This window comes from Pseudomonas sp. 22082 (assembly GCF_052046055.1).
Taxonomy (GTDB): Bacteria; Pseudomonadota; Gammaproteobacteria; order Pseudomonadales; family Pseudomonadaceae; genus Aquipseudomonas; species Aquipseudomonas pharyngis.
In genome coordinates this window covers 114,540-137,775 of sequence record NZ_JBQEQB010000003.1, presented here as the reverse complement: position 1 = coordinate 137,775, position 23,236 = coordinate 114,540, and the positions used below count along the sequence as shown (strand labels likewise).

General features: G+C 61.5%; 20 protein-coding genes. 4 read left to right on the top strand and 16 right to left on the bottom strand.

What is annotated here, in order from left to right; genetic code table 11:
- The first annotated feature begins 163 nt into the window (after positions 1 to 163).
- A complete protein-coding gene (locus ACTJK9_RS04920; RefSeq protein ID WP_085610306.1) occupies positions 164 to 1,627 on the top strand; it encodes an aldehyde dehydrogenase family protein in 1,464 nt (487 codons plus the stop codon).
- A gap of 62 nt (positions 1,628 to 1,689) precedes the next feature.
- Here the strand turns inward: ACTJK9_RS04920 and ACTJK9_RS04915 are convergent, their stop codons facing one another.
- The 3 genes from ACTJK9_RS04915 to gabT form a co-directional block, all read right to left on the bottom strand.
- Positions 1,690 to 2,178 carry an Lrp/AsnC family transcriptional regulator gene (locus tag ACTJK9_RS04915; RefSeq protein WP_039768527.1) on the bottom strand — a complete coding sequence of 163 codons (489 nt, stop codon included), beginning with the start codon at positions 2,176 to 2,178 and terminating at the stop codon, positions 1,690 to 1,692.
- Positions 2,179 to 2,223: 45 nt separating this feature from the next.
- Positions 2,224 to 2,880 (bottom strand): 2-haloalkanoic acid dehalogenase, encoded by a 657-nt coding sequence (locus ACTJK9_RS04910; protein ID WP_221397358.1) that lies wholly within the window; start codon positions 2,878 to 2,880, stop codon positions 2,224 to 2,226.
- 96 nt (positions 2,881 to 2,976) lie between these two features.
- Complete coding sequence (gene gabT, locus ACTJK9_RS04905) at positions 2,977 to 4,269, bottom strand: 4-aminobutyrate--2-oxoglutarate transaminase (protein ID WP_440812570.1); 1,293 nt, start codon at positions 4,267 to 4,269, stop codon at positions 2,977 to 2,979.
- 286 nt (positions 4,270 to 4,555) lie between these two features.
- Between gabT and ACTJK9_RS04900 the strand changes: the two genes are divergently transcribed.
- Positions 4,556 to 5,482: a 2-hydroxyacid dehydrogenase gene (locus tag ACTJK9_RS04900; RefSeq protein WP_440812568.1), complete on the top strand. Its 927-nt coding sequence runs from the start codon at positions 4,556 to 4,558 to the stop codon at positions 5,480 to 5,482.
- A gap of 54 nt (positions 5,483 to 5,536) precedes the next feature.
- On the opposite strand, the gene ACTJK9_RS04895 is transcribed toward ACTJK9_RS04900, so the two are convergent.
- The 12 genes from ACTJK9_RS04895 to ACTJK9_RS04840 all read right to left on the bottom strand — a co-directional run bounded on the left by ACTJK9_RS04895 (position 5,537) and on the right by ACTJK9_RS04840 (position 19,619).
- On the bottom strand, positions 5,537 to 6,616 hold the full coding sequence (locus ACTJK9_RS04895) for a tartrate dehydrogenase (RefSeq protein ID WP_074690552.1): 1,080 nt from the start codon (positions 6,614 to 6,616) through the stop codon (positions 5,537 to 5,539).
- A gap of 27 nt (positions 6,617 to 6,643) precedes the next feature.
- Complete coding sequence (locus ACTJK9_RS04890; protein WP_440812566.1) at positions 6,644 to 8,101, bottom strand: NAD-dependent succinate-semialdehyde dehydrogenase; 1,458 nt, start codon at positions 8,099 to 8,101, stop codon at positions 6,644 to 6,646.
- 123 nt (positions 8,102 to 8,224) lie between these two features.
- Positions 8,225 to 9,382 (bottom strand): acetylornithine deacetylase, encoded by a 1,158-nt coding sequence (gene argE / locus ACTJK9_RS04885; protein ID WP_085610311.1) that lies wholly within the window; start codon positions 9,380 to 9,382, stop codon positions 8,225 to 8,227.
- Positions 9,379 to 10,533 carry an NAD(P)/FAD-dependent oxidoreductase gene (locus tag ACTJK9_RS04880; RefSeq protein ID WP_440812563.1) on the bottom strand — a complete coding sequence of 385 codons (1,155 nt, stop codon included), beginning with the start codon at positions 10,531 to 10,533 and terminating at the stop codon, positions 9,379 to 9,381. The genes argE and ACTJK9_RS04880 overlap by 4 nt, the downstream gene beginning before the upstream one ends.
- Complete coding sequence (locus tag ACTJK9_RS04875) at positions 10,530 to 11,906, bottom strand: FAD-dependent oxidoreductase (RefSeq protein WP_440812560.1); 1,377 nt, start codon at positions 11,904 to 11,906, stop codon at positions 10,530 to 10,532. Before ACTJK9_RS04875 ends, ACTJK9_RS04880 begins: the two co-directional genes overlap by 4 nt.
- Positions 11,888 to 12,196 carry a (2Fe-2S)-binding protein gene (locus ACTJK9_RS04870; RefSeq protein ID WP_221397364.1) on the bottom strand — a complete coding sequence of 103 codons (309 nt, stop codon included), beginning with the start codon at positions 12,194 to 12,196 and terminating at the stop codon, positions 11,888 to 11,890. Before ACTJK9_RS04870 ends, ACTJK9_RS04875 begins: the two co-directional genes overlap by 19 nt.
- Positions 12,193 to 14,034, bottom strand: a complete 1,842-nt coding sequence (locus tag ACTJK9_RS04865; RefSeq protein WP_440812556.1) for an ABC transporter ATP-binding protein — start codon at positions 14,032 to 14,034, stop codon at positions 12,193 to 12,195. Before ACTJK9_RS04865 ends, ACTJK9_RS04870 begins: the two co-directional genes overlap by 4 nt.
- 1 nt (position 14,035) lies before the next feature.
- Complete coding sequence (locus ACTJK9_RS04860; RefSeq protein WP_039768547.1) at positions 14,036 to 14,911, bottom strand: ABC transporter permease; 876 nt, start codon at positions 14,909 to 14,911, stop codon at positions 14,036 to 14,038.
- Positions 14,908 to 15,864 carry an ABC transporter permease gene (locus ACTJK9_RS04855; RefSeq protein WP_039768548.1) on the bottom strand — a complete coding sequence of 319 codons (957 nt, stop codon included), beginning with the start codon at positions 15,862 to 15,864 and terminating at the stop codon, positions 14,908 to 14,910. Before ACTJK9_RS04855 ends, ACTJK9_RS04860 begins: the two co-directional genes overlap by 4 nt.
- 47 nt (positions 15,865 to 15,911) lie before the next feature.
- Positions 15,912 to 17,549 (bottom strand): ABC transporter substrate-binding protein, encoded by a 1,638-nt coding sequence (locus ACTJK9_RS04850; RefSeq protein ID WP_440812553.1) that lies wholly within the window; start codon positions 17,547 to 17,549, stop codon positions 15,912 to 15,914.
- 94 nt (positions 17,550 to 17,643) lie between these two features.
- A complete protein-coding gene (locus ACTJK9_RS04845) occupies positions 17,644 to 18,918 on the bottom strand; it encodes an NAD(P)/FAD-dependent oxidoreductase (protein WP_221397368.1) in 1,275 nt (424 codons plus the stop codon).
- A gap of 32 nt (positions 18,919 to 18,950) precedes the next feature.
- On the bottom strand, positions 18,951 to 19,619 hold the full coding sequence (locus tag ACTJK9_RS04840) for a haloacid dehalogenase type II (RefSeq protein ID WP_440812550.1): 669 nt from the start codon (positions 19,617 to 19,619) through the stop codon (positions 18,951 to 18,953).
- A 592-nt stretch (positions 19,620 to 20,211) separates the two neighbouring features.
- Here ACTJK9_RS04840 and ACTJK9_RS04835 point away from each other — a divergent pair.
- The gene (locus tag ACTJK9_RS04835) at positions 20,212 to 21,066 is read left to right on the top strand and encodes a GNAT family N-acetyltransferase (protein ID WP_085610319.1); all 855 of its coding nucleotides are present in this window, start codon (positions 20,212 to 20,214) and stop codon (positions 21,064 to 21,066) included.
- Between the two features lie 61 nt (positions 21,067 to 21,127).
- Positions 21,128 to 21,835, top strand: coding sequence for a cupin domain-containing protein (locus tag ACTJK9_RS04830; RefSeq protein ID WP_440812548.1), 708 nt, complete (start codon positions 21,128 to 21,130; stop codon positions 21,833 to 21,835).
- 2 nt (positions 21,836 to 21,837) lie between these two features.
- Here the strand turns inward: ACTJK9_RS04830 and ACTJK9_RS04825 are convergent, their stop codons facing one another.
- Positions 21,838 to 23,226 (bottom strand): LLM class flavin-dependent oxidoreductase, encoded by a 1,389-nt coding sequence (locus ACTJK9_RS04825; RefSeq protein WP_085610321.1) that lies wholly within the window; start codon positions 23,224 to 23,226, stop codon positions 21,838 to 21,840.
- Positions 23,227 to 23,236: the final 10 nt, after the last annotated feature.

Below are 23,236 nucleotides of genomic sequence, written 5' to 3'. Positions count from 1 at the left end.
GATTATCCCTTGCCGACTTCAAGAACGGCATATTTCGACTGAGCCCTTTTGCTAGCTTATTCAAACCACAGGGCACCCCATATACCGGTGCCCCGGCGTTGTTCTGACCTCCCTCCGTCCCTGCGGTTAACAGCCCCCATCAGTCCTCTAAGGAGCTAGTTGGATGACAACACAATCTTCGAATACCTACACCGTGGATTCGCAAACGGCTCAACAGTTTTATATCAATGGTGGCTGGTGTTCGCCGGCAACGCCTGCCAGTTCGCCCGTGGTCAATCCGGCGACTGAAAGCGTAGTTGCAGAGGTTGCCAGCGGGTCGGCCGCAGACGTTGATCGGGCCGTCGCTGCAGCGCGTGCTGCGTTTCCTCACTGGTCTGCAACCTCCGCCGAAACGCGCGCGAGCCTTCTTGGAAAGATTTACGACCTGATCCTTGAACGAAAAGAGTCGCTTGCGCAGGCCCTATCTCTGGAAATGGGTGCTGCCATCGTTTTCGCCCGAGCGATGCAAGTGCCTTTGGCGGCCGAACATGTTCGGATTGCCCGTGATCTGCTGTCCACCTACCGCTTCCAGACGGTTGAAGGCGGCACCGCGATTGACCGCGAACCCATTGGCGTCTGCGGTCTCATCACCCCTTGGAACTGGCCGCTTTATCAAATCACCGCCAAGGTGGCTCCAGCGATTGCGGCCGGATGCACAGTGGTGCTGAAACCCAGCGAGCTGTCACCGCTGAGCGCCCTTCTTTTCGCCCAGCTGGTGCATGACGCCGGCCTGCCACCGGGTGTCTTCAATCTGGTCAATGGCACGGGCCCCGAGGTCGGCGGCGCCATGGCTGCGCACCCGGATATCGATATGATTTCGATCACCGGTTCAAACCGTGCAGGTGCGCTGGTCGCACAGGCGGCTGCTCCTACAGTGAAACGCGTCACCCAGGAACTGGGCGGCAAGTCACCCAACGTGCTGTTGCCCGATGCGGACTTCGCCAACGTCGTGCCACTGGGCGTGATGACGGCGTTTCGCAACGTCGGGCAATCCTGCAGCGCCCCGACCAGAATGATCGTACCCAGGGACCGGCTGGCGGAAGTCGAGGCACTGGCCGCCGCAACCGCCAACGCGATCATCGTGGGGGATCCACAATCGGAAGAAACGGTACTCGGTCCGATAGCCAATGAGGCTCAGTTCAAGCGCGTGCAAGCCATGATCGAATCGGGCCTGAATGAAGGGGCCAAACTCGTCTGCGGCGGACCAGGCCGCGTGCCTGGTCATGAAACAGGCTTCTATGCCCGACCGACTGTCTTTTCCGATGTCGACTCGAGCATGCGCATTGCCCAGGAGGAAATCTTCGGGCCAGTGCTGTGCATCATTGCCTATGAAACGCTCGATGAGGCTGTCGCGATCGCCAACGACACCGTGTACGGACTGAGCGCCCACGTTCAATCCCGCGACCTTGATCATGCACGCGCCGTTGCCTCACGCATCCGCGCAGGACAAGTGCTGCTGAATCACCCGGCCTGGAATCCCATGGCCCCATTCGGTGGCTACAAACGATCCGGAAATGGTCGTGAATTTGGTGTCTACGGCTTTGAGGAATATCTGGAAACCAAAGCAATCGTAGGCTTCGGTGGCTAGCACACAATGGGGGACAGTCAGCTGTCCCCCTATTGGATCGCGCCTGATGGATGTAGGGAACTTCAGTGCCGCAACAACTTGCGCAACGGCACACCGTCCTTGAGCACCGGGGACTTGATAACGATGTAGCTGAAGTACTTGGAAATGCCGATGTTTTTATCCAGCAGGCTTTCAATCACTTCCTGATAGTGCTGAATACTGCGCGTCATGAAACGCACCAGATAATCGTAGCCACCACTGATCAAATGGCACTCGAGCACCTCATCCACCAGCCGAATGTTCGACTCGAACTTGGCGAAGTCTTCACGCTTGTGGTCACTCAGGGTGATTTCGGTGAAGACCGTTACCGATTCGGTGATCTTCGCCAGGTTCAGGTGTGCCTTGTAGCTGGAAATGTACCCGGCCGATTCCAGCCGTTTGACCCGTTGCAGACAGGGGCTGGCCGACAATCCCACGGCATCGGCCAGGCTGACATTGGTCATGCGCCCGTCCCTCTGCAACTCAACCAGGATACTGATGTCGATGCGGTCCAGTTTGACTAAACCTTCCATTGCGAACCTCTTGACTGCCATTTGTAGGACAATCTACTAGCAAAATCAGCGCCGTAAACACTGCTGATGCTGTGCGACCAGATCAGCCATGCTGTTGATGCAATAATCCGCAGCACATGGGGTCGGCTGTTGGCCCCGTTCGCGACCGATCAGACACACATCGGTCAGCGCCGGGCCACGGGCGGCGGGTCGGGTCACCCGCAGAATGTGCTCCGGCTTCAGCTCGTTGGCATTCAACCAGTCCTCGTCCCGCAGCGGATCGCTGGCCAGCGAAATAAAATCATCGGCCACAATCCCCAGATGCTCGCACAACACGGCGCGATCCTCGGCATCCCGGTCGCCCACCACCAACAGACGATAAAACTTGCGCAAGTACAGCATCGCTCCCGGCGCGTCTTCGAACAATGACCAGTTGGCAGCAGAGCGCGCGAAACTCATGCCCTCCTCCCAACTGGCGTTCAAGCTCCAGCGCTCGGCCAGTTGGCGATGGGCAAAACACAGCAATCCGCTGAAGCCCAGTTCGGCAAAGCGCGGATAGAGCGCCTGCACCACCTCGCGAAATTCGCCCAGCACCTGTTCCTTGTCCGGGCGCCCGCCCCGGCTGTCGAGCAACGGCTGCAGCGCTGTCCAGACACCCGAATCACGGTCAACCAGGACTTCGTCGCAATCGATGAGCAGTGCTCGATAATCAGTCAGCCCCATGGTGTACACAGCCTCCGATGATGCGTTTCATCAATCCGTGCGCCAAAAAGGTTCAGCGACGCTGGCCAGCGACCGCGCCGCTGAACCCGGCGGACATCAGTTCAATACCCGTGCCAATGCAGCCTGCAGAATCTGCAACGCTTCATCGATCTGCGCTTCGGTCGTCACCAGTGGCGCGAGGAAGCGCAGGACGTTGCGATAGACGCCACACTTGATCACCAGCAAGCCACCTTTGCGCGCTTCATCGATCACACGCTGGTTCAGATCCGCGTCCGGGGAGCGCGCTTCATCGTTCTTGATCAGCTCGATGGCCAGCATGAAACCGGTGCCGCGTACGTCACCGATCTGCGGGTGACGGCGCTGCAACTGCAGCAAACCTTCACGCAGGCGCTTGCCCAATGCATCGCCACGTTCGAGCAGTTTCTCCTCTTCATAAGCGTCGATCACTGCCAGGGCCGCTGCGCAGGAAAGTGCATTGCCACCGTAGGTGCCGCCGAGGCCTCCAGGCAGTGGAGAATCCATGATTTCAGCTTTGCCGACCACGCCCGACAACGGCAGCCCGCCGGCCAGACTCTTGGCGACGGTGACCAGGTCAGGCTGGATGCCGGCGTGCTGGAAACCGAACCACTTGCCGGTGCGGCCGAATCCGGTCTGGATTTCATCGAGGATCAGCACGATGCCGTGCTTGTGGGTCAACTCACGCAATGCCTGGAGGAATGGTGCCGGCGCCGCAAGGAAACCACCGTCGCCCTGTACGGGTTCAATGATGATCGCCGCAACCCGCTCCGGCGCAACCTGAGTGGCGAGCAACTCGTCCAGCGCCTTGAGCGCCATCTCACTGGTGACGCCGCGATAGGCATTGGGAAATGGGGTGTGAAACACCTCCGGCGCGAATGGCCCGAAGTTCTGTTTGTAGGGCTGGCTCATGCCGGTCAGCGTGGTGCCGAGCAAGGTGCGTCCATGGAAACCGCCGCGGAAGGAGATCACCGCAGAGCGGTTGGTGTGAGCGCGGGCGATTTTCACCGCGTTCTCCACGGCTTCGGCACCGGAGGTGAAGAACGCCGCTTTGTAGTGTTCCTCGCCACCTATCATTTCGCACAAACGCTGGGCCAGATCCAGATACGGCTTGTAGGCCACCACCTGGAAGCAGGCGTGCGAGACCTTATGCAATTGGGCCTGCACCGCTGCAACCACTTTGGGATGGTTATGGCCGATGTTCAGCACGCCGATGCCGCCGACGAAGTCCAGATAACGCTGGCCGTCCACGTCCCACAATTCAGCCCCTTGGGCGCGATCAATCACCAGTGGATGAGCGGTGACCAGTCCGCGTGGCACGAACTGATCACGCTGACGGAGTAAATGAGGCGTTTGGTCGACTTGGCTGTTCATGGCATTTCCCTTCGTGATTCCGGCAGCCCGGAGTGAATGCAGGAGGTGGTTACACAGGGTCTTAAGATTAAGACTTGTGCGGAACGAACTACGCCGAACTTGGCCCCTGAGAAATCCGGATCGACTGTTTTCACCCTGCCAAACGGCAGATTCCTTCAGGCCGCCGAATCTGCCGGACGCGTGCGTATATGACGTGGCGCGCAGTGTTCGCAGCGCTGCTTTCGACAGATCCTGCTCTGGCGTTGGGCGATGATGGGAGCACCTTCAACCTCCTCAGGAATTGACCATGGCCCTGCTTTACAAAGCTGACCCCGTGCGCGGCGAACGGTGGAAAGCACTGTTCGCCGAACATGCCCCGGATATCGAATGGCGCGCCTGGCCGGACATCGGCGATCCCACAGACATCAAGTACCTGGCGGCGTGGCAGGCGCCGGAGGATCTGCAGACGGTGCTGCCGAATCTGCAGGTGTTGTTTGCGTTGTCGGCCGGCGTCGATCAACTGGATCTGAGCCGTATCCCCCCGAGTTTTCCGGTGGTGCGCCTGCTCGATCCCGGCATCACCCAAGGCATGTGCGAGTACGCCAGTTTTGCCGTGCTCGCTTTGCACCGGGACATGTTGCGTTATCGCCAGCAGCAGATGGCGCGGTGTTGGCAGGCGCACCTGCTGCAGCCGGCGCATCAGCGTCGGGTGGGAGTGATGGGCCTCGGTACTCAGGCGCAGCAGATTCTCGCCACCTTGCAGCTCCTGGGCTTTGCCCTCAAGGGCTGGGCGCGCAGCGCGCATCGGATTGCCGGCGTCGAGTGTTTTGCCGGTCGCGAGCAACTGCCGGCGTTTCTGAGCCAGTGCGACATTGTGATGTGCGTATTGCCGCTGACCGAGCAGACCCGTGGCATTCTCGACCGTGAGTTGTTTCGCCAATTGCCGCGTGGCGCGGCACTGATCAACATGGGGCGCGGTGGGCATCTGGTGGAAGAAGATTTGCTCGAAGCGCTGGACAGCGGGCAACTCAGCGGAGCGGTGCTGGATGTGGTGCAGAACGAACCGGCGCCGGCGGATCATCCCTTCTGGGGCCATCCGCAGATTCTGCTGACGCCGCATATCGCGGCGATGACCCAGCCGGAAAGTGCATTTGCTGTCCTGCTGGAGAACATCCGCCGCTTCGAACGCGGCGAACCCATGAACGGTCAGATCGACCGCAACAAGGGCTACTGATTCAGACCCTCTGCACGAGCGAGCAGGCTCACTCATGCAGAGGATGACGATGTTTCAGAGGAACTCGGCGATGGCCCTGCCGACATCCTGGGTCGAGCCCTTCCCGCCCAGGTCCGGGGTGATCGGCCCCTCGGCGATCACCCGCTCGATCGCCTGCAGGATCCCGTCGTGTGCTGCACGATAACGCTCGTCACCGTTGCCCAGGAAATCGAGCATCAGCGCCCCGGACCAGATCATCGCAATCGGGTTGGCGATGTTCTGCCCATAGATGTCCGGCGCCGAACCATGCACCGGCTCGAACAGCGACGGAAAGCGTCGCTGCGGATCAAGATTGGCCGACGGCGCAATGCCGATGGTTCCGGCACACGCCGGCCCCAGGTCGGAGAGGATGTCGCCGAACAGGTTCGACGCCACCACCACATCGAACCGATCCGGTTGTAGAACGAAGCGCGCGCACAAGATATCGATGTGCTGCTTGTCCCACGTCACTTCCGGGTACTGCGCAGCCATCAGCGCGGTGCGCTCGTCCCAGTACGGCATGCTGATCGAAATGCCATTGGACTTGGTCGCTGCGGTCAGGCGCTTGCGTGGCCGGGTCTGGGCCAGGTCGAAGGCAAACTTGAGAATCCGGTCGACACCTCGGCGGGTGAACACCGACTCCTGCAGCACGAACTCATGCTCGGTGCCTTCGAACATCTTGCCGCCGACCGATGAGTACTCGCCTTCGGTGTTCTCGCGAATCACCACGAAATCGATATCCCCCGGTTCGCGTCCAGCCAACGGGCATGGCACCCCGGGGAACAAGCGCACCGGCCGGATATTCACGTACTGGTCGAAGTCGCGACGGAATTTCAGCAGCGACCCCCACAGGGAAATATGGTCCGGCACTTTCTCCGGCCAGCCCACGGCGCCGAAGTAAATCGCGTCGAAGCCCTTGAGCTGTTCGAACCAGTCCTCGGGCATCATCTGCCCGTGTTCCAGGTAATAATCGCAATGCGCCCAGTCGAGCACTTCAATGCTCAAGTCCAGCTGCCATTTTTTCGCGGCCTGCTCCAGAACCCGCAGCCCCTCGGGCAACACTTCCTTGCCAATCCCGTCGCCGGCAATCGCGGCGATCTTGAAGACCTTGCTCATCAGTTGTGGCTCCCCGTTGTTGTGAAGTTACAAGCCGCCGATGTGGAAGGCTTTGACTTCAAGGTATTCGTCAAGACCGTATTTGCTGCCTTCACGACCCAGCCCCGATTGCTTGATGCCGCCGAACGGCGCGACTTCCATGGAGATGATTCCGGTGTTGAGGCCAACCATGCCGAATTCCAGCGCCTCGCCGAAACGCCATGAACGCCGCAAGTCTTGAGTGAAGTAATAGGCGCCGAGGCCAAACGGTGTGGCGTTGGCCAGGGCCAAGGCTTCGGTTTCGTCGGTGAACCGCATCAGCGGCGCGACGGGGCCGAAGGTTTCTTCGTTGGCCAGGAGCATGCCGGCGTGGGCACCGCCAAGCACCGTCGGTTGCACAAATTGACTGTCACCCTCGGGAACGCCGCCGCAGAGCAACTGCGCGCCCTGGCTCAAGGCATCATCGATGTGGCGGGCGACCTTGCTCACGGCCGCCTTGTTGATCAGCGGGCCGATGGTCACGTTGTCTTGCAGGCCATTGCCGACCTTGAGCTTGCCGACCTCCTCGACCAGACGCTGGGCAAAACGCGGGTAAATGCCGTCCTGTACCAGAATCCGGTTGGCGCAGACGCAGGTCTGCCCGGCGTTGCGAAACTTGCTCAGCATGATCCCGGTAATCGCCTGCTCAAGATCAGCGTCGTCAAACACAATGAACGGTGCGTTGCCGCCGAGTTCCAGGCTCAATCGCTTGATGTGTTCGGCACTCTGGCGCATCAGCAAACGGCCCACCGCAGTGGAACCGGTGAAGGAAATCTTGCGCACTGTCGGGTTGCCGGTCAGCTCTTCGCCAATCCCGGCGGGCATGCCGGTCAGCACATTGAACACCCCGGCCGGAATGCCGACGCGCTCAGCCAACACCGCCAACGCGAGCGCTGACAGCGGCGTCAGATCCGACGGCTTGACGATGATCGGGCACCCCGCCGCCAGAGCCGGTGCACACTTGCGGGTAATCATCGCGTTGGGGAAATTCCACGGCGTGATCGCCGCGCAGACACCCACCGGTTGCTTGAGGGTCAACAGTCGGCGGTCGCCGCTGGGCGCCGGCATGGTTTCGCCGTAAATCCGCCGAGCCTCTTCGGCAAACCATTTGACGAAACCCGCACCGTAGCGGATTTCACCTTTGGCTTCATTCAGCGGCTTGCCTTGTTCGCAGGTCATGATCAGCGCCAGATCATCGAGGTTGTCGATCATCGCCTGATACCAACGCTCCAGCAGCGCCGCTCGTTCGGCGGCCGGTCGTGCCCGCCAGGCGGGCCAGGCCTGTTCGGCGGCGGCGATGGCGCGTCGGGTTTCCACGCCTTGCATGGCGGGCACGCGGCCGATCAATTCGCCGCTGGCCGGGTCGACGACATCCAGGGTCGCGCGGTCATCGGCGCCGATCCACTGGCCGTTCACATAAGCGAGTTCTGCGAGAAGACCGGGGTCTTTCAAACGATTCTTGAGCATGGTCGAGTCCTGATCCGAGACAGATTCCAGTCTAGGGAGACTCGACGGATAAGGATGCTGAAAGCGCGTAGCGGACAGTGTCGGCTGCTGAAATTGACGGTGGAACAGCAGAATTGCTGTTTCCTATCGTTTCAGCGAACCGAGCAAACCCTCCAGAAAGCGCTCCCCCGCCTCCATCTGGCTGATCTCGATAAACTCGTCCGGCTTGTGCGCCTGCTCGATCGATCCTGGCCCACAGACAACCACCGGCACATCCAGACGCTGCTTGAACAACCCGCCTTCCGTACCGAACGAAACCTTGGACGTCGCGGTATCCGGCGCCGCGAAATTTTTCAGAAAACGTACCGCTTCGACGCTCGGGTGGGTGTCCAGTCCGGGATAGACGTTGACCGTTTCAATCTCGATGGCCGCCACACTTGAGAGCTTCTGCGCCTCGCGCACGATCACCTCGGCACGCTCCTGCATCTGGGCGAGAATCTGTTCCAGATCATCGGCCGGCAAATTGCGCACCTCAAAATCCACCGTGCAAAGGTTCGGCACGATATTCAGCGCCCGGCCACCGCCGATCTGGCCGACGTGCACGGTGGTGTAAGGCACGTCGTAATCGGCATCCCGGGCGCCCTGCTCCTGCAGTTGGCGCTGGGATTCACGCAACGCAGCAATGAAATCGCAGGCCACGTGGATCGCGTTGACCGAGCGCGGCGCCAGCGAAGAATGCGCCTCCAGCCCCCGACAATAAGTGCGGTACGAGCCCTTGCCCTTGTGCCCCAGCACAAACTGCATGTTGGTCGGTTCGCCGATCAGGCACAGGAACGGTCGCACCGGCGCCAGGTGCAGCACATCGAGCAAACGCCGCACGCCAACGCAGCCGATTTCCTCGTCGTGTGACAGCGCCAGTTGCAGCGGACGGCTGAGGGAATGTTCAGCAGCGTCAAGCATCGCGTCGATGGACAGGGCGATAAAGCCTTTCATGTCGCAACTGCCGCGCCCGTAAACCCGCCCGTTCTGCTCCGTCAGCTGGAACGGTGGAACAGTCCACGCCTGCCCCGCTGCTGGCACCACGTCGGTGTGTCCGGACAGCAGAATGCCCGGTTGGTCTTTCGGACCGGTACTGGCAAACAGATTGGCCTTCTTGCCGCTTTCGTCCTTGACGATCAGCGACTCGATGCCCTTGCTCAGCAGCAACTCGCGAACGTACTCGATCAACGCCATGTTCGATTCCGACGACACGGTATCGAACGCAATCAATCGTTTGAGAATCTCCAGTACACGGGGTTTCATGAGGCTTTGCTCCGTTGTTCGGCCAGGGGGGCGAACCGGCGTATGGAAAAGGGTTCAATCAACGTGGAGGTACTGCCGGTACTGATCAATTCAGCCATGACGTCACCGACGCCCGGCCCTAACTGGAAGCCATGGCCACAGAAGCCGAACGCGTAATACAGACCATCGACCGTACCGCTTGGCCCCATGATCGGCAGCGAGTCCGGCAGATAGCTTTCGATGCCGCTCCAGACTCGAATGATGTTCAGATTGCCGACGCCCGGCAGCAGTCGGCGCATTTGCCGGATCTGGTTGAGGATGCTGCGTGGCTCGACATAGGCGCGGCGATTGACCATGTCCGGTTTGCTGCGATAGCCGCCGCCAATGATGATGTTGCCGCGTGGAATCTGCCGGAAATAAATGACTTCCTCAGGGATCTTGGTGAATACACCGATCACCGTCGGCAAGGCGTACGGCACCGGTTCCGTCACCGCCATCTGCGGGCCATGGGTGTCCAGCGGAACCGGTTCGCCGAACTGCGCGGACAGTTTCTCGCCCCAGGCCCCGGCGGTGATCAGCAGTTGTGCGGCGCGGTATTGCCGGCCATCGGTGGTGGTGACGCTGAACTCGCCTGCATTTTTCTGCACTTGGGCCACTTCGGTCTGTTCTTCGATACGCGCACCGATCCGCCGCGCCGCCCGGGCAAATGCCGGCGCCGCCAGACGCGGGTTGGCGTGACCGTCATGCGGCGCGTAGGAGCCCCCCTTCACGTCCGGTCCCAGAAACGGAAAGCGCCGATGCAGTTCAGCGCCGCGATAGACCTGCAGATCCAGTTGGGCCGCCTCCGGTGCAGCGGCATACGCCTCGAGCTCGGCAATTTCGTCTTCGCGGTAACACACGCGCATGTGGCCGCTGGCGATGAATTCCAGATCGTCGTCAATCAGCTCCGGCAAGCGCTTCCACAGCGCAAACGAACGGTTGGCCAATTCCAGTTGCCCCAGATAACGACCCTGACGCCGTACGTTACCGAAATTGACGCCGCTGGCGTATTGGCCAATCAGGTCGCGCTCGAGCAGCGTCACGGAGTGCCCGCGCTGACGCAGGAAAAACGCTGACGCCGCGCCCATGATGCCGCCGCCGATAATCAATACATCACTTTTCTGCGGGTTCATGACGGCTCCTCGATGATCACCATCGGCAACGGTTTGACGGGGGCCTGACCGCGTTGACGGCCGACCTGCTGCACACTGACGCCGGCCGCGGCGGCAATCACTTCGGCGCCGGCCTGGGAGCAGTAGCGGCCCTGGCAACGGCCCATGCCGACCCGACTGAAGGCCTTGGCCCGATTGACTTCACACGCGCCCTTTTCACTGACCGTACGGCGCAGTTCGCCCGCGCTGATCATCTCGCAGCGACAGACGATCGCCGAATCCGGCAACGCCCGGGCCTGTTCGGCGGGCCAGGGAAATGCCTGCGCCAGACCGAGGCGGAACTGATCCATCAACGCCAGTGCGCGCCGTTGCTCCGCGCGCAAACCGGCATCCACCGGTTGTTGCTGATCCTCCAACAGAGCCATCGCCACCAGACGTCCGGCATGTTCAGCCGCATCGGCGCCGCGGATCTTTGCCCCGTCGCCGGCGGCATACACACCGCTAACCGAAGTGCGGCCCTCTTCATCAAGCGCCAGCCACCATTGGCCGGATGCTTCATCAAAACGCTTGCGGCACCCGGCCAGATCGGCCAGTTGGGTTTCCGGACGCAAGTGATACCCCAGGGCCACGGCATCGCAATCGATGTCCAGGTTTTCGCCTTTGGCTGAGCGCACGCGCACGCCACTGACGCCGCTAGTGGCATCTCCCGATATCTGCTCCGGCTTGATCCCCAGGTGCACCGGAATTTTTGCCTGGTACAACTGCGCCAACAGTTTCATCCCGGTGAGCAACACCCCGGGCCGCGCGAGCATCTTCGGCAGCGCCACAATGCGTTTGCTCATCGGTGATGTATCAAGCACCGCGGCGACGTTGGCGCCGGCCTTCACGTACTGACTGGCCACCAGATACAACAGCGGGCCGCTGCCCATGAACACCACGCGATGACCGATAGAAACCGCCTGCGACTTGAGCGCGATCTGCGCCCCGCCGAGGCTGTAGGTGCCCGCCAGCTGCCAGCCTTCAATGGGCATCAAACGATCCGTGGCGCCGGTGCAGAGGATCAGCGCGTCGTAGTCCACCGTCGTATGGTGCCCCTGACTGACGCAGCACAACTGCTTGGGCACCAGATTCCACACCAGTGTGTCAGGGCGGTAATCGATGTGTGGGCGCAAGCGCTCGAAACTCTCGTGCAGGTCGCGCGCCTTGGCCGCTTCAGTGCCGTACAGCGCGCGGTAGTCGCGGGTGAAACCTTCGGGTTGGCGCCGATAGATCTGGCCGCCGTCGCGGCGATTTTCATCGATCAGGACCGGCTTGATGCCGGCCTTCACCAACGTCTCGGCGCAGCGAATCCCCGCAGGGCCGGCGCCGACGATAACTACCCGTGCAGTGGCCATGTCGCCTCCGGTTGTGTGGTGACGAGATCCAGCCCTTCACGGACTTCACTGGAGCACGCACGCAGACGTTCGCCGCTGCGCGTCCACACCCAGCAATCCTGGCAGGCGCCCATCAGGCAGAACCCGGCACGTCGACCGGCATCGAACTCCGACTGGCGCAGCGCATTGCCCTGAGTGAGCAATGCGACCATCAGTGTGTCGCCCTGCAACGCCTGGATGGGCACGCCATCCACGGTCAACCCGACGGTCACCCGACCCTGCTCGGCCAGTCTCACAAAACGAGCACTCATGCATAGGCTCCCTGATTCAAGGTGGTCACGTCCCGCTGGGTTTTCAGCAGTTCGACGCTGTCGTGGTGGCAAAGAATTTCACTGCCACCGTCGATGATTCGGCGGTTGGGTGCCGTGCGGTTGCACAGGCCATCGACGCGCACCGGGCAGCGATTGAGGAAAGTGCACAGTTCGGCGACATTGGCTTTGGGCCCGATGGGCGGCAGTTCGCCGCAAGTCGTCCCGCAGGTTTCCAGCCAGCCCTGGCGCAGCTCCGGCACCGAGTGAATCAACAGATCGGTGTAGGGATGGAACGGTGCCTGCGCAAACGACTGGCGGCTGCCGGCCTGAACCTTGTGGCCGCTGTACATCACCACCACGTCATCGCACAGCGCGCGCACGGTGGAGATGTCATGACTGATGAACAGGTAGGACACGCCGAGCTGCTGACGCAAGTCGCGGAGCAATTCGAGAATCGCGGCACCGACCACGGTGTCCAGCGCCGAGGTCACTTCATCGCAGAGGATCAGATCGGGTTTGGCCGCCAGTGCCCGCGCCAGGTTCACCCGCTGTTTCTGCCCGCCGGATAACTCGCTCGGACGACGCTCGGCCAGGGCTCGCGGCAGGCGCACCAGATCCAGCAATTCGCCGATACGCTCGCGCAACGCCGCGCCTTTGAGGTTGAAATACATCTTCAGCGGCCGACTCAGAATCGTGCTGATGCTGTGCATCGGATTGAGCGCCGTGTCGGCGTTCTGGAACACCATCTGGATCCGCCGGAATTGCTCGTCGCTGCGTTCGGCCAGACAACCGCCCAGCGGTTGCCCGTCAAAGGTCAGCCCGCCCAATGCCGGCGTGAGCAGGCCGGCCACCACGCGGGCCAGCGTTGACTTGCCCGAACCCGACTCGCCGATCACGCCAATCGCCTGGCCCCGGCGCACGGTCAGATCAATGTCTTCCAGTACACGAATGGCCGGCATGCCCTGGGTGTTCTTGTTGCCGTAACCGGCAGTCAGGCCGCGAATGGTCAGCAGCGGGGTTTCTTCGGCAATACCGCCAGGTGGGCGGATCGTCGTGTCCGGCCGCGCGGCGGCCAGCAAACTGCGGGTGTATTCATGACGCGGGCCTTTGAGCAGCGCCGCCGTGGCGCTTTGTTCGAAGATCTGACCGCCATTGAGCACGACAATCTGATCGGCCATTTGCGCCACCACGGCCAGGTCATGGGACACATACACCGCTGTCGCGCCACGGTCACGCACCACGCGTTTGAACGCTCGCAACACGTCGATCTGGGTCGTCACATCGAGCGCCGTGGTCGGTTCGTCGAGGATGACCAGCAACGGATCACTGATCAGCGCCATTGCCGCCATCACCCGCTGCAGTTGCCCGCCGGACACCTGATGCGGGTAACGCTGGCCGATGTGATCCGGGTCCGGCAGGGCCAGGTCGCGGAACAGTTCAATGGCCTTGGCCTCAAGGGCGGCGCGGGTGCCGAGGCCATGAATCAACGCGCCCTCCACCACTTGGTCGATCAGCTTCTTCGCCGGGTTGAAAGCCGCCGCAGCGCTCTGCGCGATATACGACACCCGATTACCGCGCAGGCCCTGCAATTGCTGCTCGCTGAGCGCGAGCATGTTGTGCTCGCCGACCTGTACCACGCCGCCGGACAACCGACAGCCCCGTCGGGCATACCCCAACAGAGCGAGGGCAATGGTGGTCTTGCCCGAGCCCGACTCGCCGATCAACGCCAGCACTTCACCTTGTTCCAGGGCAAAGCTCACGCCTTTGACGATTTCGGTTTCCCCGTGTTCGCCGCAAGCGACCACGCGCAGGTCTTCAACTCGAATCAATTGGGTCATTTCAATGGCCTCCCGTGCGGCGACTGCGTCGCGACGACACTCTGTCGATAAACAGATTCACGCCGATGGTCAGGGTGCCGATGGCCAGCGCCGGGATGACGATGGCCGGCGCACCCTGATTGAGGCCGCCGATGTTTTCCCGCACCAGCGAACCGAGGTCGGCATCCGGCGGTTGCACGCCCAGCCCGAGAAAACTCATGCCGCTGAGCAGCAGCACGATGAAACCAAACCGCAAGCCCAGGTCAGTCAGCACCGGGTTGAGCATATTCGGCAGGATCTCCACGCAGGCGATGTACAAGCGCCGCTCGCCACGGGTTCGGGCGACCTGCACATACTCCAGCGCTTCGATGTTCACCGCCATGCTGCGGGCGATACGGAACGCGCCCGGGGCGAAGCTCAACACTGCCGTGCTGATCAGCAGGGTCACTGAAGAGCCGAATGCCGAAACCATGATCAACGCGAGCATCTTGCTCGGGATCGAGATAAAGGCGTCCATCAAGCGGCTGATCACTTCGTCCAGCCACTTCGGCGACACCACCGACAGCAGCGCACAACCGGTGCCCAGCGCACTGGCCAGCACCGCCGCAATCAACGCCAGGCCCACGGTGAAACGTGCGCCGACGAGCACCCGGCTGAGCATGTCGCGGCCCAAATAATCAGTGCCGAACGGGTACACCGCGCTGATGTTGTCGAACACGTTGCCCGAGACCACCTCGCCGACCGGGTGCGGCGCCAGCCACGGGCCGAACAACGCGACCAGCAGCCAGATAACGCAGATGGCGGCGCCGATGAGTCCCAGCCACGCGGGCCCGTGAGACACCTTGCCGGCTGACAGATCGGGGGCCGCGGGCGTCGATTTCACAATGAGATTGTTCATTGGTTTCTCAGCCTCGGATTGGACAGAATCGCGCACAGGTCGGCAATCAGCACCAGACCCAGATAAGCCGTACAGAACAACATGGTGCAGGCCTGCACCAGTGCCATGTCACGGTTGGTCACGGCATCGACCATCAGGCTGGCGATGCCGGGATAGTTGAAGATGGTTTCGACAATCACCACCCCGCCGAGCAGATACGACAAGCTCAGCGCAATCGCATTGGCGATCGGCCCGATGGCATTGGGCAAAGCGTGGCGCAGTACGATGCGCATCGGACTGACGCCTTTGAGCCGGGCCATTTCCACGTAGGGACTGTCGAGCTGGTCGATTACTGCCGCGCGTGTCATCCGCGCCATTTGCGCAACGATCACGCAGCACAGCGTCATCACCGGCAAGGCGTAGGTGCGCATGAATTGCCACGGTGAAGTGATGTCGCTGGCATAGGACAGCGCCGACAACCAGCCCAGGTTTACCGCAAAGATCAGCACCGCGAGGGTCGCCACCAGAAACTCTGGCACCGCGACCATGGCCAGGGTGGTGAAACTCAAGACACTGTCGATCCGCCCGCCACGACCCATCGCCGAGCCGATGCCGAGAACCAGCGCCACCGGCACCGACACCAGCGCCGTGGCGGCCGCCAGCATCAAGGTGTTGGGCACGCGCCCGGCCATCAGCTCGACGACCGGCATCGCGTTGGATACCGACACGCCCATATCGCCACTGAGCAGGCTCATCAACCAGTGCAGGTAACGCACCACACCGGGTTGATCGAGCCCCAGTTTCAGACGCAGCGCCGCCACCTGTTCCGGGGTGGCAAACTGGCCAAGGGATTGTTGCGCCGCGTCTCCAGGCAGTACCGCCGTGATCGCGAACACGACCATCGATACGATCAACAAAGTCACGATCGCGGCGCCCAGCCGTCGACCGATCAACCACAGTGTGCTGCTATTCATCGCCTACCCTCCTGCACCTGGCTTGCCGTTCATTTCGACGGCTCTGTTCAAGCGTCCAGCCAGACCTGCTCGGCGAACATGTAACCCATGAAGCCGCCGAGCGGGTTGCTGCCGTAGCCCTTGATCCGTTGATCGACGCCGTCGATGTTGCTGATGAACACCGGTATGCCGATGCCACAGTGGTCGTGCACCAGGGTCTGCATGTCCGCGTACATCTTGCCGCGCTTGGCATCGTCGGTTTCGCCGCGGGCGAGCATCAGCAACTGATCGAACTGTTCGTTCTTCCAGCCGGACTCGTTCCACGGCGCCTTCGACTGGAAGAACTGCGAGAACATCACGTCGGCGTTCGGGCGTGGGTTGATGTTGCCGAAGCTGATCGGGTGCTTCATCCAGTGGTTGGACCAGTAGCCGTCGCTCGGCAGGCGTTTGACGTCGAGTTTGAGCCCGGCCTGTTTGGCCGACTGCTGCAACAGCACTGCGATATCGACGGAACCCGTTGCGGCAGGCGACGCAAACAGCTCCATGCTGATGTTTTCCATGCCCGCTTTTTTCAGCAGGAATTTGGCTTTTTCCGGGTCGTAGACTGTTTGCGGCAGGTCGCTGTTGTAGTAGCGCGAGCCGGGCGCGATCGGATGATCGTTGCCGACCACGGCAAAGCCGCGAAACACCGCCGACTTGATCTGTTCGCGATCGAGCAGGCACTTCATCGCCTGGGTGAAATCGGCGTTCTGACCCGGCAGCTGATCCTGACGGATGATCAAATCAGTGTAGTTGCCCGACGGCGCATCAACGACCCGGTGTCTGGCGCTGGCCTTGATCCGGTCGGTGGAGCGCGGGTTGACCTCGTTGATCATGTGCACGTCGCCGGACAGGAGCGCGTTGACCCGCGACGGCTCGTCGCCGATGGCAATGAATTCGATTTCGTCGAGGTACGGCAGGCCAGGCTTCCAGTAGCCGGTGTTGCGTGCGGCGACCGAACGTACACCCGGTTTGAACTCCTTGACCTTGAACGGTCCGGTGCCAACGCCCTGGTTGAAGTCAGTGGTGCCTTCGGGAACGATCAGCAGATGCGAGACGGCCAGAATCGACGGCAATTCGGCGTTCGGGGCAGTCAGGCGAATCTGTACTTCGTTGGCCCCTGTGGCCTTGATTTCGGCGAACTGCTCCATCAGCGGCATGACTTTGGAGCCGGTCAGCGGATCCTTGTGGCGTGACAGCGAGAACACCACGTCGGCCGCGCTGAGGGTTTTGCCGTTGTGGAAAGTCACGTCCTTGCGCAGGGTGATCGTCCACAGGGTCGCGTCGGTGTTATCGATGCGCTCGGCCAGTTCCAGTTGCGGCACCAGGTGCGCGTCGAAACGGGTCAGGCCGTTGTAGAACATGTAGTGCCGCACATAGTCGGTGGACAGCGCGCCTTTGGCGGGGTCGAGGGTATCGGCGGTGGAGCTGGACATGCCGGCGACACGTATGCGCCCACCCTGCTTGCCTTTGCCCGGCGTCGCCGTATCGTCGGCCAACAGCTTGCCCGCGGCACCGAACAGGCTGCCGGCGCCGGCAGCCGCTACACCGGCCACGCCGAGCATTTGCAACGCGTGACGGCGTGACATGCCGCGATTGAGGCCTTCGAACACCCGCAGGCTTTCTTCGCCCGAGATCAGAGGTGAGTCGTTCTTGTGATCAGTCATTTCAGTGCTACCTGTCGAAATTAAGAAGGCTCAAGTGTTCCGGTTGGCCGGAACGTCCTGGAAACGCAAACGACGGTAAAGCCACAGCATCAGCTCAATGCAAATAGTCCTGAAAGCGGTAATAGGCGCCCACGAAAGGCAGGAACCACGGCTTGCCGAAATGCCCGGGGATCGCCGGCCAGTCGAGTTCACGCCAGGGGTTGGCCTCGGCATTGCCCGCCATCACATCGGCCATCACCTGCCCCATGTGCACCGACATCTGCACGCCGTGGCCGCTGTAGCCCATCGAATGGAACACGCCGCCGTGCTGGCCGGCTCGCGGCAAACGGTCGGAGGTCATGTCTACCAGGCCGCCCCAGCAGTAATCGATCCTGACGCCGGCCAGCTGCGGGAACATCTGGATCATCGCCGCCTGCAGCACCTTGCCACTCTTGGCATCGTTGACACTGTCGGACATGGCAAACCGCGCGCGCCCGCCAAACAGCAGGCGGTTGTCCGGGGTCAGGCGGAAGTAGTTACCGATCATTCGACTGGTGACATAAGCGCGGCGCCCCGGCAGCAACTGGTCGATCAGCGTCCGCGGCAGAACCTCGGTGGCAATGACGAAGCTGCCCACCGGCACAATCCGCCGCCGATACCAGCCCAGACCACCGTGCTGACAGGCACCGGTCGCCAGCAGAATCTGCCCGGCGTGCAGCGATCCCTGGCTGGTGTTGACCTGATAACCACCAGCCCGGGCTTTCCAGTCGAGCACCGAGGTGCCCTCATGGATCAGCGCGCCGTGACGCACCGCCGCTTCTGCCAGACCGACGCCGAAACGCCCGACGTGCATCTGCACGCCATTGCGCTGCAACAGGCCGCCATGGAACTGCGCAGAGTTGACTTCGGTGCGGGTCTGTTCGGCAGACAGCAATTCAACATCGGCATCGACTTCGTTGCGAATCAGCTCGCAGGTGCGGGCCAGCCCTTCGTAGTGCAGCGGTTTTGCCGCCAGTTTCAGCTTGCCGTTGCGCAACAGGTCACAGGCGATCTGCTCCTGCTCGACCAACGAGACAACGCTTTGCACGGCACTTTCGTAAGCCTGGTAATAGGCTTTGGCCCGGTCGGCACCGAGGCTGGCGCTGAGGCTGGCGTAATCTTGCGCCACCCCCGTGTTGCACTGCCCGCCATTGCGTCCCGAAGCCTCGCCGATCACGCGCCCGGCTTCCAGCACCACCACACTGGCGCCCTTGAGCGCCAAGGCCCGGGCCGCCGCCAGCCCGGTGAAACCGCCACCGACGATGGCCACATCGACTTGCCCGGGCAACCCGCCGAGCTGTGCGCCGGTGAAGGCCGGTGCGCTGTCGAGCCAGTAGGATTCACTGCCCATGTTCAATCCCGCCTTTGCCAATGAGGATGTCGTTACAGGCCGACCAGTGCGGCCAGACCGCCGATGTCCGGGATCTGGTGGTAGCTGTAGAAGGCGTTGCCCGGTACTTCGTGGCCACGGGCGACGAAGGCCTTGTTCTTGATCTTCATGTCGTGGGCCGGCATCAGGTCGTAACGGAAGCTGGAGGACACATGCAAGATGTCTTCCGGGCCGCAGTTGAGGTTGTCGAGCATGTACTCGAACGCCGCCAGACGTGGTTTGTAGGCTTGTGCCTGTTCAGCCGTGAAGACTTTGTGAAAAGGTGCGCCGAGTTTTTCGACGTTTGACATGATCTGGCTGTTGCTGGCGTTGGAGAAAATCACCAGGGGAATCTTGTCGGCGATTTTCGACAGGCCGGCCGGTACGTCCGGGTGCGGGCCCCAGGTCGGAACGGCGTCGTAATACAGCTGGCCTTCTTCGCGGTATTCGATTCCCCAACGCTCGCAGGTACGCGCCAGAGCGGTCTTGAGAATCTCGTCATACGGCATCCAGTCGCCCATGACCTGGTCCAGGCGATAGGCCGAGAAATCCTTGACGAACTGATCCATCTGCTCAGCGGGAACGCGATCGGCGAAGAGTTCGCGGGTCATCGTGCCCATGTGGAAATTGGTCAGCGTTCCGTAGCAGTCGAAGGTAATGAATTTGGGGCGAAGAAAGCTCATTGAGTGCGTTCCTGAAGTTCGTTGAGGTCAATGGCGCTACAAGCATTTGCCTGGTTTGCGCAGTAGCGATGCAACGCTGCAGCACACCGTCATTACAACACCGTGAAATCAGCAGATGGCGTTAAAAGCGACCTCCGTTCGATACAAATCACCGTTTTGGTCACGCCGCTCAGCAGACTTTGCGGTGCGCTCCAGCCTTGGGCAAAGCCCCGGTTTATGCGCACTTATGGACCTTTATCAGCCGCTTTGGACTTCGGGCAGCGACTTTGCCCGCAGAAACTGCGCCCCATCGCAGCCGTGGCATCAGTTGCTGCGGCGCATCTCAGCCCGGTTCTGAATCGAGGCGATTGAACGTACATCCTGCGCCTGAGCGACGAGGCTCGGTACAAGCCTTTTATAGGGTAAAAAGGCCCAAGCATTTGCTGCCGACACAAGGCCCGGATTAAGTAGTAAGTGTGGTCTTCGGGACCGTGCTTCGCGGAATCTGCCGAATATTCCCTGCCCCCTTGTCAGGCTTTCATCCAGATGGGATACAGGCGTCACCTCGCCGCAAAACCCGGCGCCAGCGCACACTCTTGATCGGAGAATCGCCATGTCCACCCCACTCCCTTCCTACGTCTATCGGCCGATGACTGCCGACGACCTGCCCAAGGCCCATGCCCTGTCCGTGCAATTGAAGTGGCCCCATCGACTTGACGACTGGGCCATGCTGCAACGGGTCAGCAAGGGCTTTGTCGTACTCGATGGCGAGCGTTTGATCGGCACCGCGTTCGCCTGCCCGCAAGGTGATTTCACGACCATTGGCCTGGTCATTGTCAGTGACGATTACCAGGGCCAGGGCATCGGGCGAAAGCTCATGGAACACGCGCTGCAGGCTTGCCAGTCAAGCACGGCGATATTGAATGCGACCGTGGCCGGCGCACCGCTGTATGCCAGCCAGGGTTTTGTCGAGTTTGGCCGGATTCAGCAGCATCAGGGCCTGGCGCAAGCCCCCGTGCCCGGACCATTGGCAGACGGTGAGGAATGCCGCCCGCTGCACGAGGCGGATCATGGGCGGGTGCTGGAACTGGCCAATGCCGGCAGCGGGCTGGATCGGCAAGCGGTGCTCAGCGATCTGTTCACTGTCGTAGAGCATTCGGTGGGCATTGTGCGCGCCGGCCAGTTGCGCGCCTTCGCCCTGCTGCGCCCGTTCGGTCGCGGTCGTTGCATCGGCCCGTTGATCGCCGAAAACCTTGGGCAGGCCCAACATCTGATCGCGACATTGCTGGCCGGGATACCGGACGCCTTTGTGCGCATCGATATTCCAGCCGATTGTGGCCTGGCCGATTGGCTGGAAGCCGCCGGCCTGAAAAAGGTCGACACCGTGGCCCAAATGTCCCGCGGTGCTGCACCGCAGGCACACCATGGCGTTCGGCAGTTTGCCCTGGTCACCCAAGCCATCGGCTGACTATCGGGCTGGCGCTGGTCGCCCCCCATGAAATTCCCTCAAGACCTGGAGCTTCACCCGTATGTTCGAACCTTGCATCATGCTGCTGGCTCGCGCCGATGGCAGTCGCGTCGACACCGCTTTCAAACAGCAACCCTTGAACGCTGCAGACCCTTTCTCGACCGGACGTCAGGTTGCCTGGTCAGGGAGCGACGGCATATCTGCAGGCATCGTCGAAGCAGGCGAAAGCCTTGATATCGAGGACTTCCCGCACACCGAGGTGATCGTGGTTCACGCGGGGCATGTGACGTTGAAAACCCGGGAGCGGACGCTGCAACTGGCCGTTGGCACCAGCGCGGTCATCGGCCGCGGCACGGCCCTGCGGATCGAAGCAAAGACCGGCACCCGATGGGCGTTTTGCGCCATGGCCACCGAAGCCGCGACACCCGGCCTGACCCCGCTCGACCCGCTGGCGCACCTATCTCCCTCCGCCGCGCCGGAGCAGCAGATACTGATCGGTCCGGCACCGCAATGCCGCTCACGCAATGCCTTCGAAGACGCCACAACCGATCTGCGTGTCGGCGTGTGGGACTCGACGCCCTACGAACGTCACGGTCGCCCGCACAAGCTCAATGAGCTGATGTACCTGATCGAAGGAACCGTAACGTTGCAGACCCCTGAGGGCTCGAGCATGACCGTCAATACCGGCGACAGCGTATTTGTTGCGCGCGGGGCACCGTGCGCCTGGAAAAGCACGCGCTACGTACGCAAGGTGTATGCGGTTAAATAGCGTCAGCCATAAAGCGCCTTGTCGAAGCGGAACGAAGCCCCATAGGCCGAGGCTGGCAGGTGACTGGAGTGATCTGCCCGTAACCGCGAGCGGAAAGTGCCACTCTGCGGTTGAGTACGGTACAGCCCTCGCTTTTGCAATTCGGGAATAACCAGTTCGACAAAGTCCTCAAGGCTGCCTGGGCTGATCAACGGGTTGAGCATGTAGCCGCTGGTGCCGGAAATTCGCGCGTGCTCTTCGATGCGCTCGGCGACTTGCTGCGGTGTACCGACGAGAATCAGGTCGCTGCCACGGGTAACGCTGGCGAAGCGCTTTTTCACATCACCCGCCGTCAGCGGCTTGCCACTGCCATCGGGGCGCATCACGTAAGAGGTCAGGCCTTCGGTGTGCGTCGAGAGTGCATCGCTGTCGGCGTAGCGGCTGATGTCGATGCCGGTGTCGCCGGCGTAACTGACCAGTTGTGCCTGCAAGTGATAGTTGCTTTGCAACTCGTCGTATTTGCGCTGGGCTTCGATTTCGGTTTTGGCCGTGACGATGCGCAATACCGTCAACGATTTCACGTCCTCACGTTGACGCCCCCGCGCCTGAGCCTGGGCCCAGATGTCTTCCAGGCCCTGACGGATGTCCTGCGGGTTGGATTTGGCGATGAAGATCAGTTCCGCATGCTTGGCGGCGAATTCTCGACCGCGTCCCGACCAGCCCGCCTGGATCAGCAACGGGGTGCGCTGCGGGGACGGAGCGGTCAGGTGCGGCCCGGCCACACGATAGTGCGCACCCTCATGATTGATCGGTCGCACCCGCTCGCCTCTGGCATACAGCTGGCGGGCCTTGTCGGCAACCACGGCGTCATCGGCCCAACTGCCTTCCCAGAGTTTGTACACCACGTCGAGAAACTCCTCGGCGCGTTCATAGCGATCGTCATGCTTGATCATTTGCTCCAGCCCGAAATTGCGGGCGGCACTGGACAAGTAAGAGGTGACGATGTTCCAGCCCACTCGCCCATTGGTGAGGTGATCAAGCGTGCTGAAGCGCCGGGCGTGGGTAAACGGATGCTCATAACTGGTGGTCACCGTGACACCAAACGCCAGGTTTTCCGTCACGGCCGCCAATGCCGGAATGATCATCAACGGATCGTTGGCCGGTGCTTCCACCGCCCATTTCATGGCCGCATCGGCATTGCCGCCGAACACATCGTAGAAACCCAGAACATCACCAAAGAACAACATATCGAGGTGCGCCTGATCGGCAATCCGCGCCAGGTTTGACCAGTAGCCCAGCGAGTTGATCGCCAGGCGTTCGTCAGCCGGGTGCGTCCACAGACTCGGCGCACCGCCGCACCCGACACTGGCTTGTTCATAGAGTGCAAAAAGCAGAGGTTTGGGATCGGACATCTTGGTTCCT

Bases quoted from the DNA above. Each gene is read 5' to 3' on its own strand.
- ACTJK9_RS04920 (WP_085610306.1), top strand. From the start codon at position 164: ATGACAACACAATCTTCGAATACCTACACCGTGGATTCGCAAACGGCT.
- ACTJK9_RS04915 (WP_039768527.1), bottom strand. From the start codon at position 2,178: ATGGAAGGTTTAGTCAAACTGGACCGCATCGACATCAGTATCCTGGTT.
- ACTJK9_RS04910 (WP_221397358.1), bottom strand. From the start codon at position 2,880: ATGGGGCTGACTGATTATCGAGCACTGCTCATCGATTGCGACGAAGTC.
- gabT (WP_440812570.1), bottom strand. From the start codon at position 4,269: ATGAACAGCCAAGTCGACCAAACGCCTCATTTACTCCGTCAGCGTGAT.
- ACTJK9_RS04900 (WP_440812568.1), top strand. From the start codon at position 4,556: ATGGCCCTGCTTTACAAAGCTGACCCCGTGCGCGGCGAACGGTGGAAA.
- ACTJK9_RS04895 (WP_074690552.1), bottom strand. From the start codon at position 6,616: ATGAGCAAGGTCTTCAAGATCGCCGCGATTGCCGGCGACGGGATTGGC.
- ACTJK9_RS04890 (WP_440812566.1), bottom strand. From the start codon at position 8,101: ATGCTCAAGAATCGTTTGAAAGACCCCGGTCTTCTCGCAGAACTCGCT.
- argE (WP_085610311.1), bottom strand. From the start codon at position 9,382: ATGAAACCCCGTGTACTGGAGATTCTCAAACGATTGATTGCGTTCGAT.
- ACTJK9_RS04880 (WP_440812563.1), bottom strand. From the start codon at position 10,533: ATGAACCCGCAGAAAAGTGATGTATTGATTATCGGCGGCGGCATCATG.
- ACTJK9_RS04875 (WP_440812560.1), bottom strand. From the start codon at position 11,906: ATGGCCACTGCACGGGTAGTTATCGTCGGCGCCGGCCCTGCGGGGATT.
- ACTJK9_RS04870 (WP_221397364.1), bottom strand. From the start codon at position 12,196: ATGAGTGCTCGTTTTGTGAGACTGGCCGAGCAGGGTCGGGTGACCGTC.
- ACTJK9_RS04865 (WP_440812556.1), bottom strand. From the start codon at position 14,034: ATGACCCAATTGATTCGAGTTGAAGACCTGCGCGTGGTCGCTTGCGGC.
- ACTJK9_RS04860 (WP_039768547.1), bottom strand. From the start codon at position 14,911: ATGAACAATCTCATTGTGAAATCGACGCCCGCGGCCCCCGATCTGTCA.
- ACTJK9_RS04855 (WP_039768548.1), bottom strand. From the start codon at position 15,864: ATGAATAGCAGCACACTGTGGTTGATCGGTCGACGGCTGGGCGCCGCG.
- ACTJK9_RS04850 (WP_440812553.1), bottom strand. From the start codon at position 17,549: ATGACTGATCACAAGAACGACTCACCTCTGATCTCGGGCGAAGAAAGC.
- ACTJK9_RS04845 (WP_221397368.1), bottom strand. From the start codon at position 18,918: ATGGGCAGTGAATCCTACTGGCTCGACAGCGCACCGGCCTTCACCGGC.
- ACTJK9_RS04840 (WP_440812550.1), bottom strand. From the start codon at position 19,619: ATGAGCTTTCTTCGCCCCAAATTCATTACCTTCGACTGCTACGGAACG.
- ACTJK9_RS04835 (WP_085610319.1), top strand. From the start codon at position 20,212: ATGTCCACCCCACTCCCTTCCTACGTCTATCGGCCGATGACTGCCGAC.
- ACTJK9_RS04830 (WP_440812548.1), top strand. From the start codon at position 21,128: ATGTTCGAACCTTGCATCATGCTGCTGGCTCGCGCCGATGGCAGTCGC.
- ACTJK9_RS04825 (WP_085610321.1), bottom strand. From the start codon at position 23,226: ATGTCCGATCCCAAACCTCTGCTTTTTGCACTCTATGAACAAGCCAGT.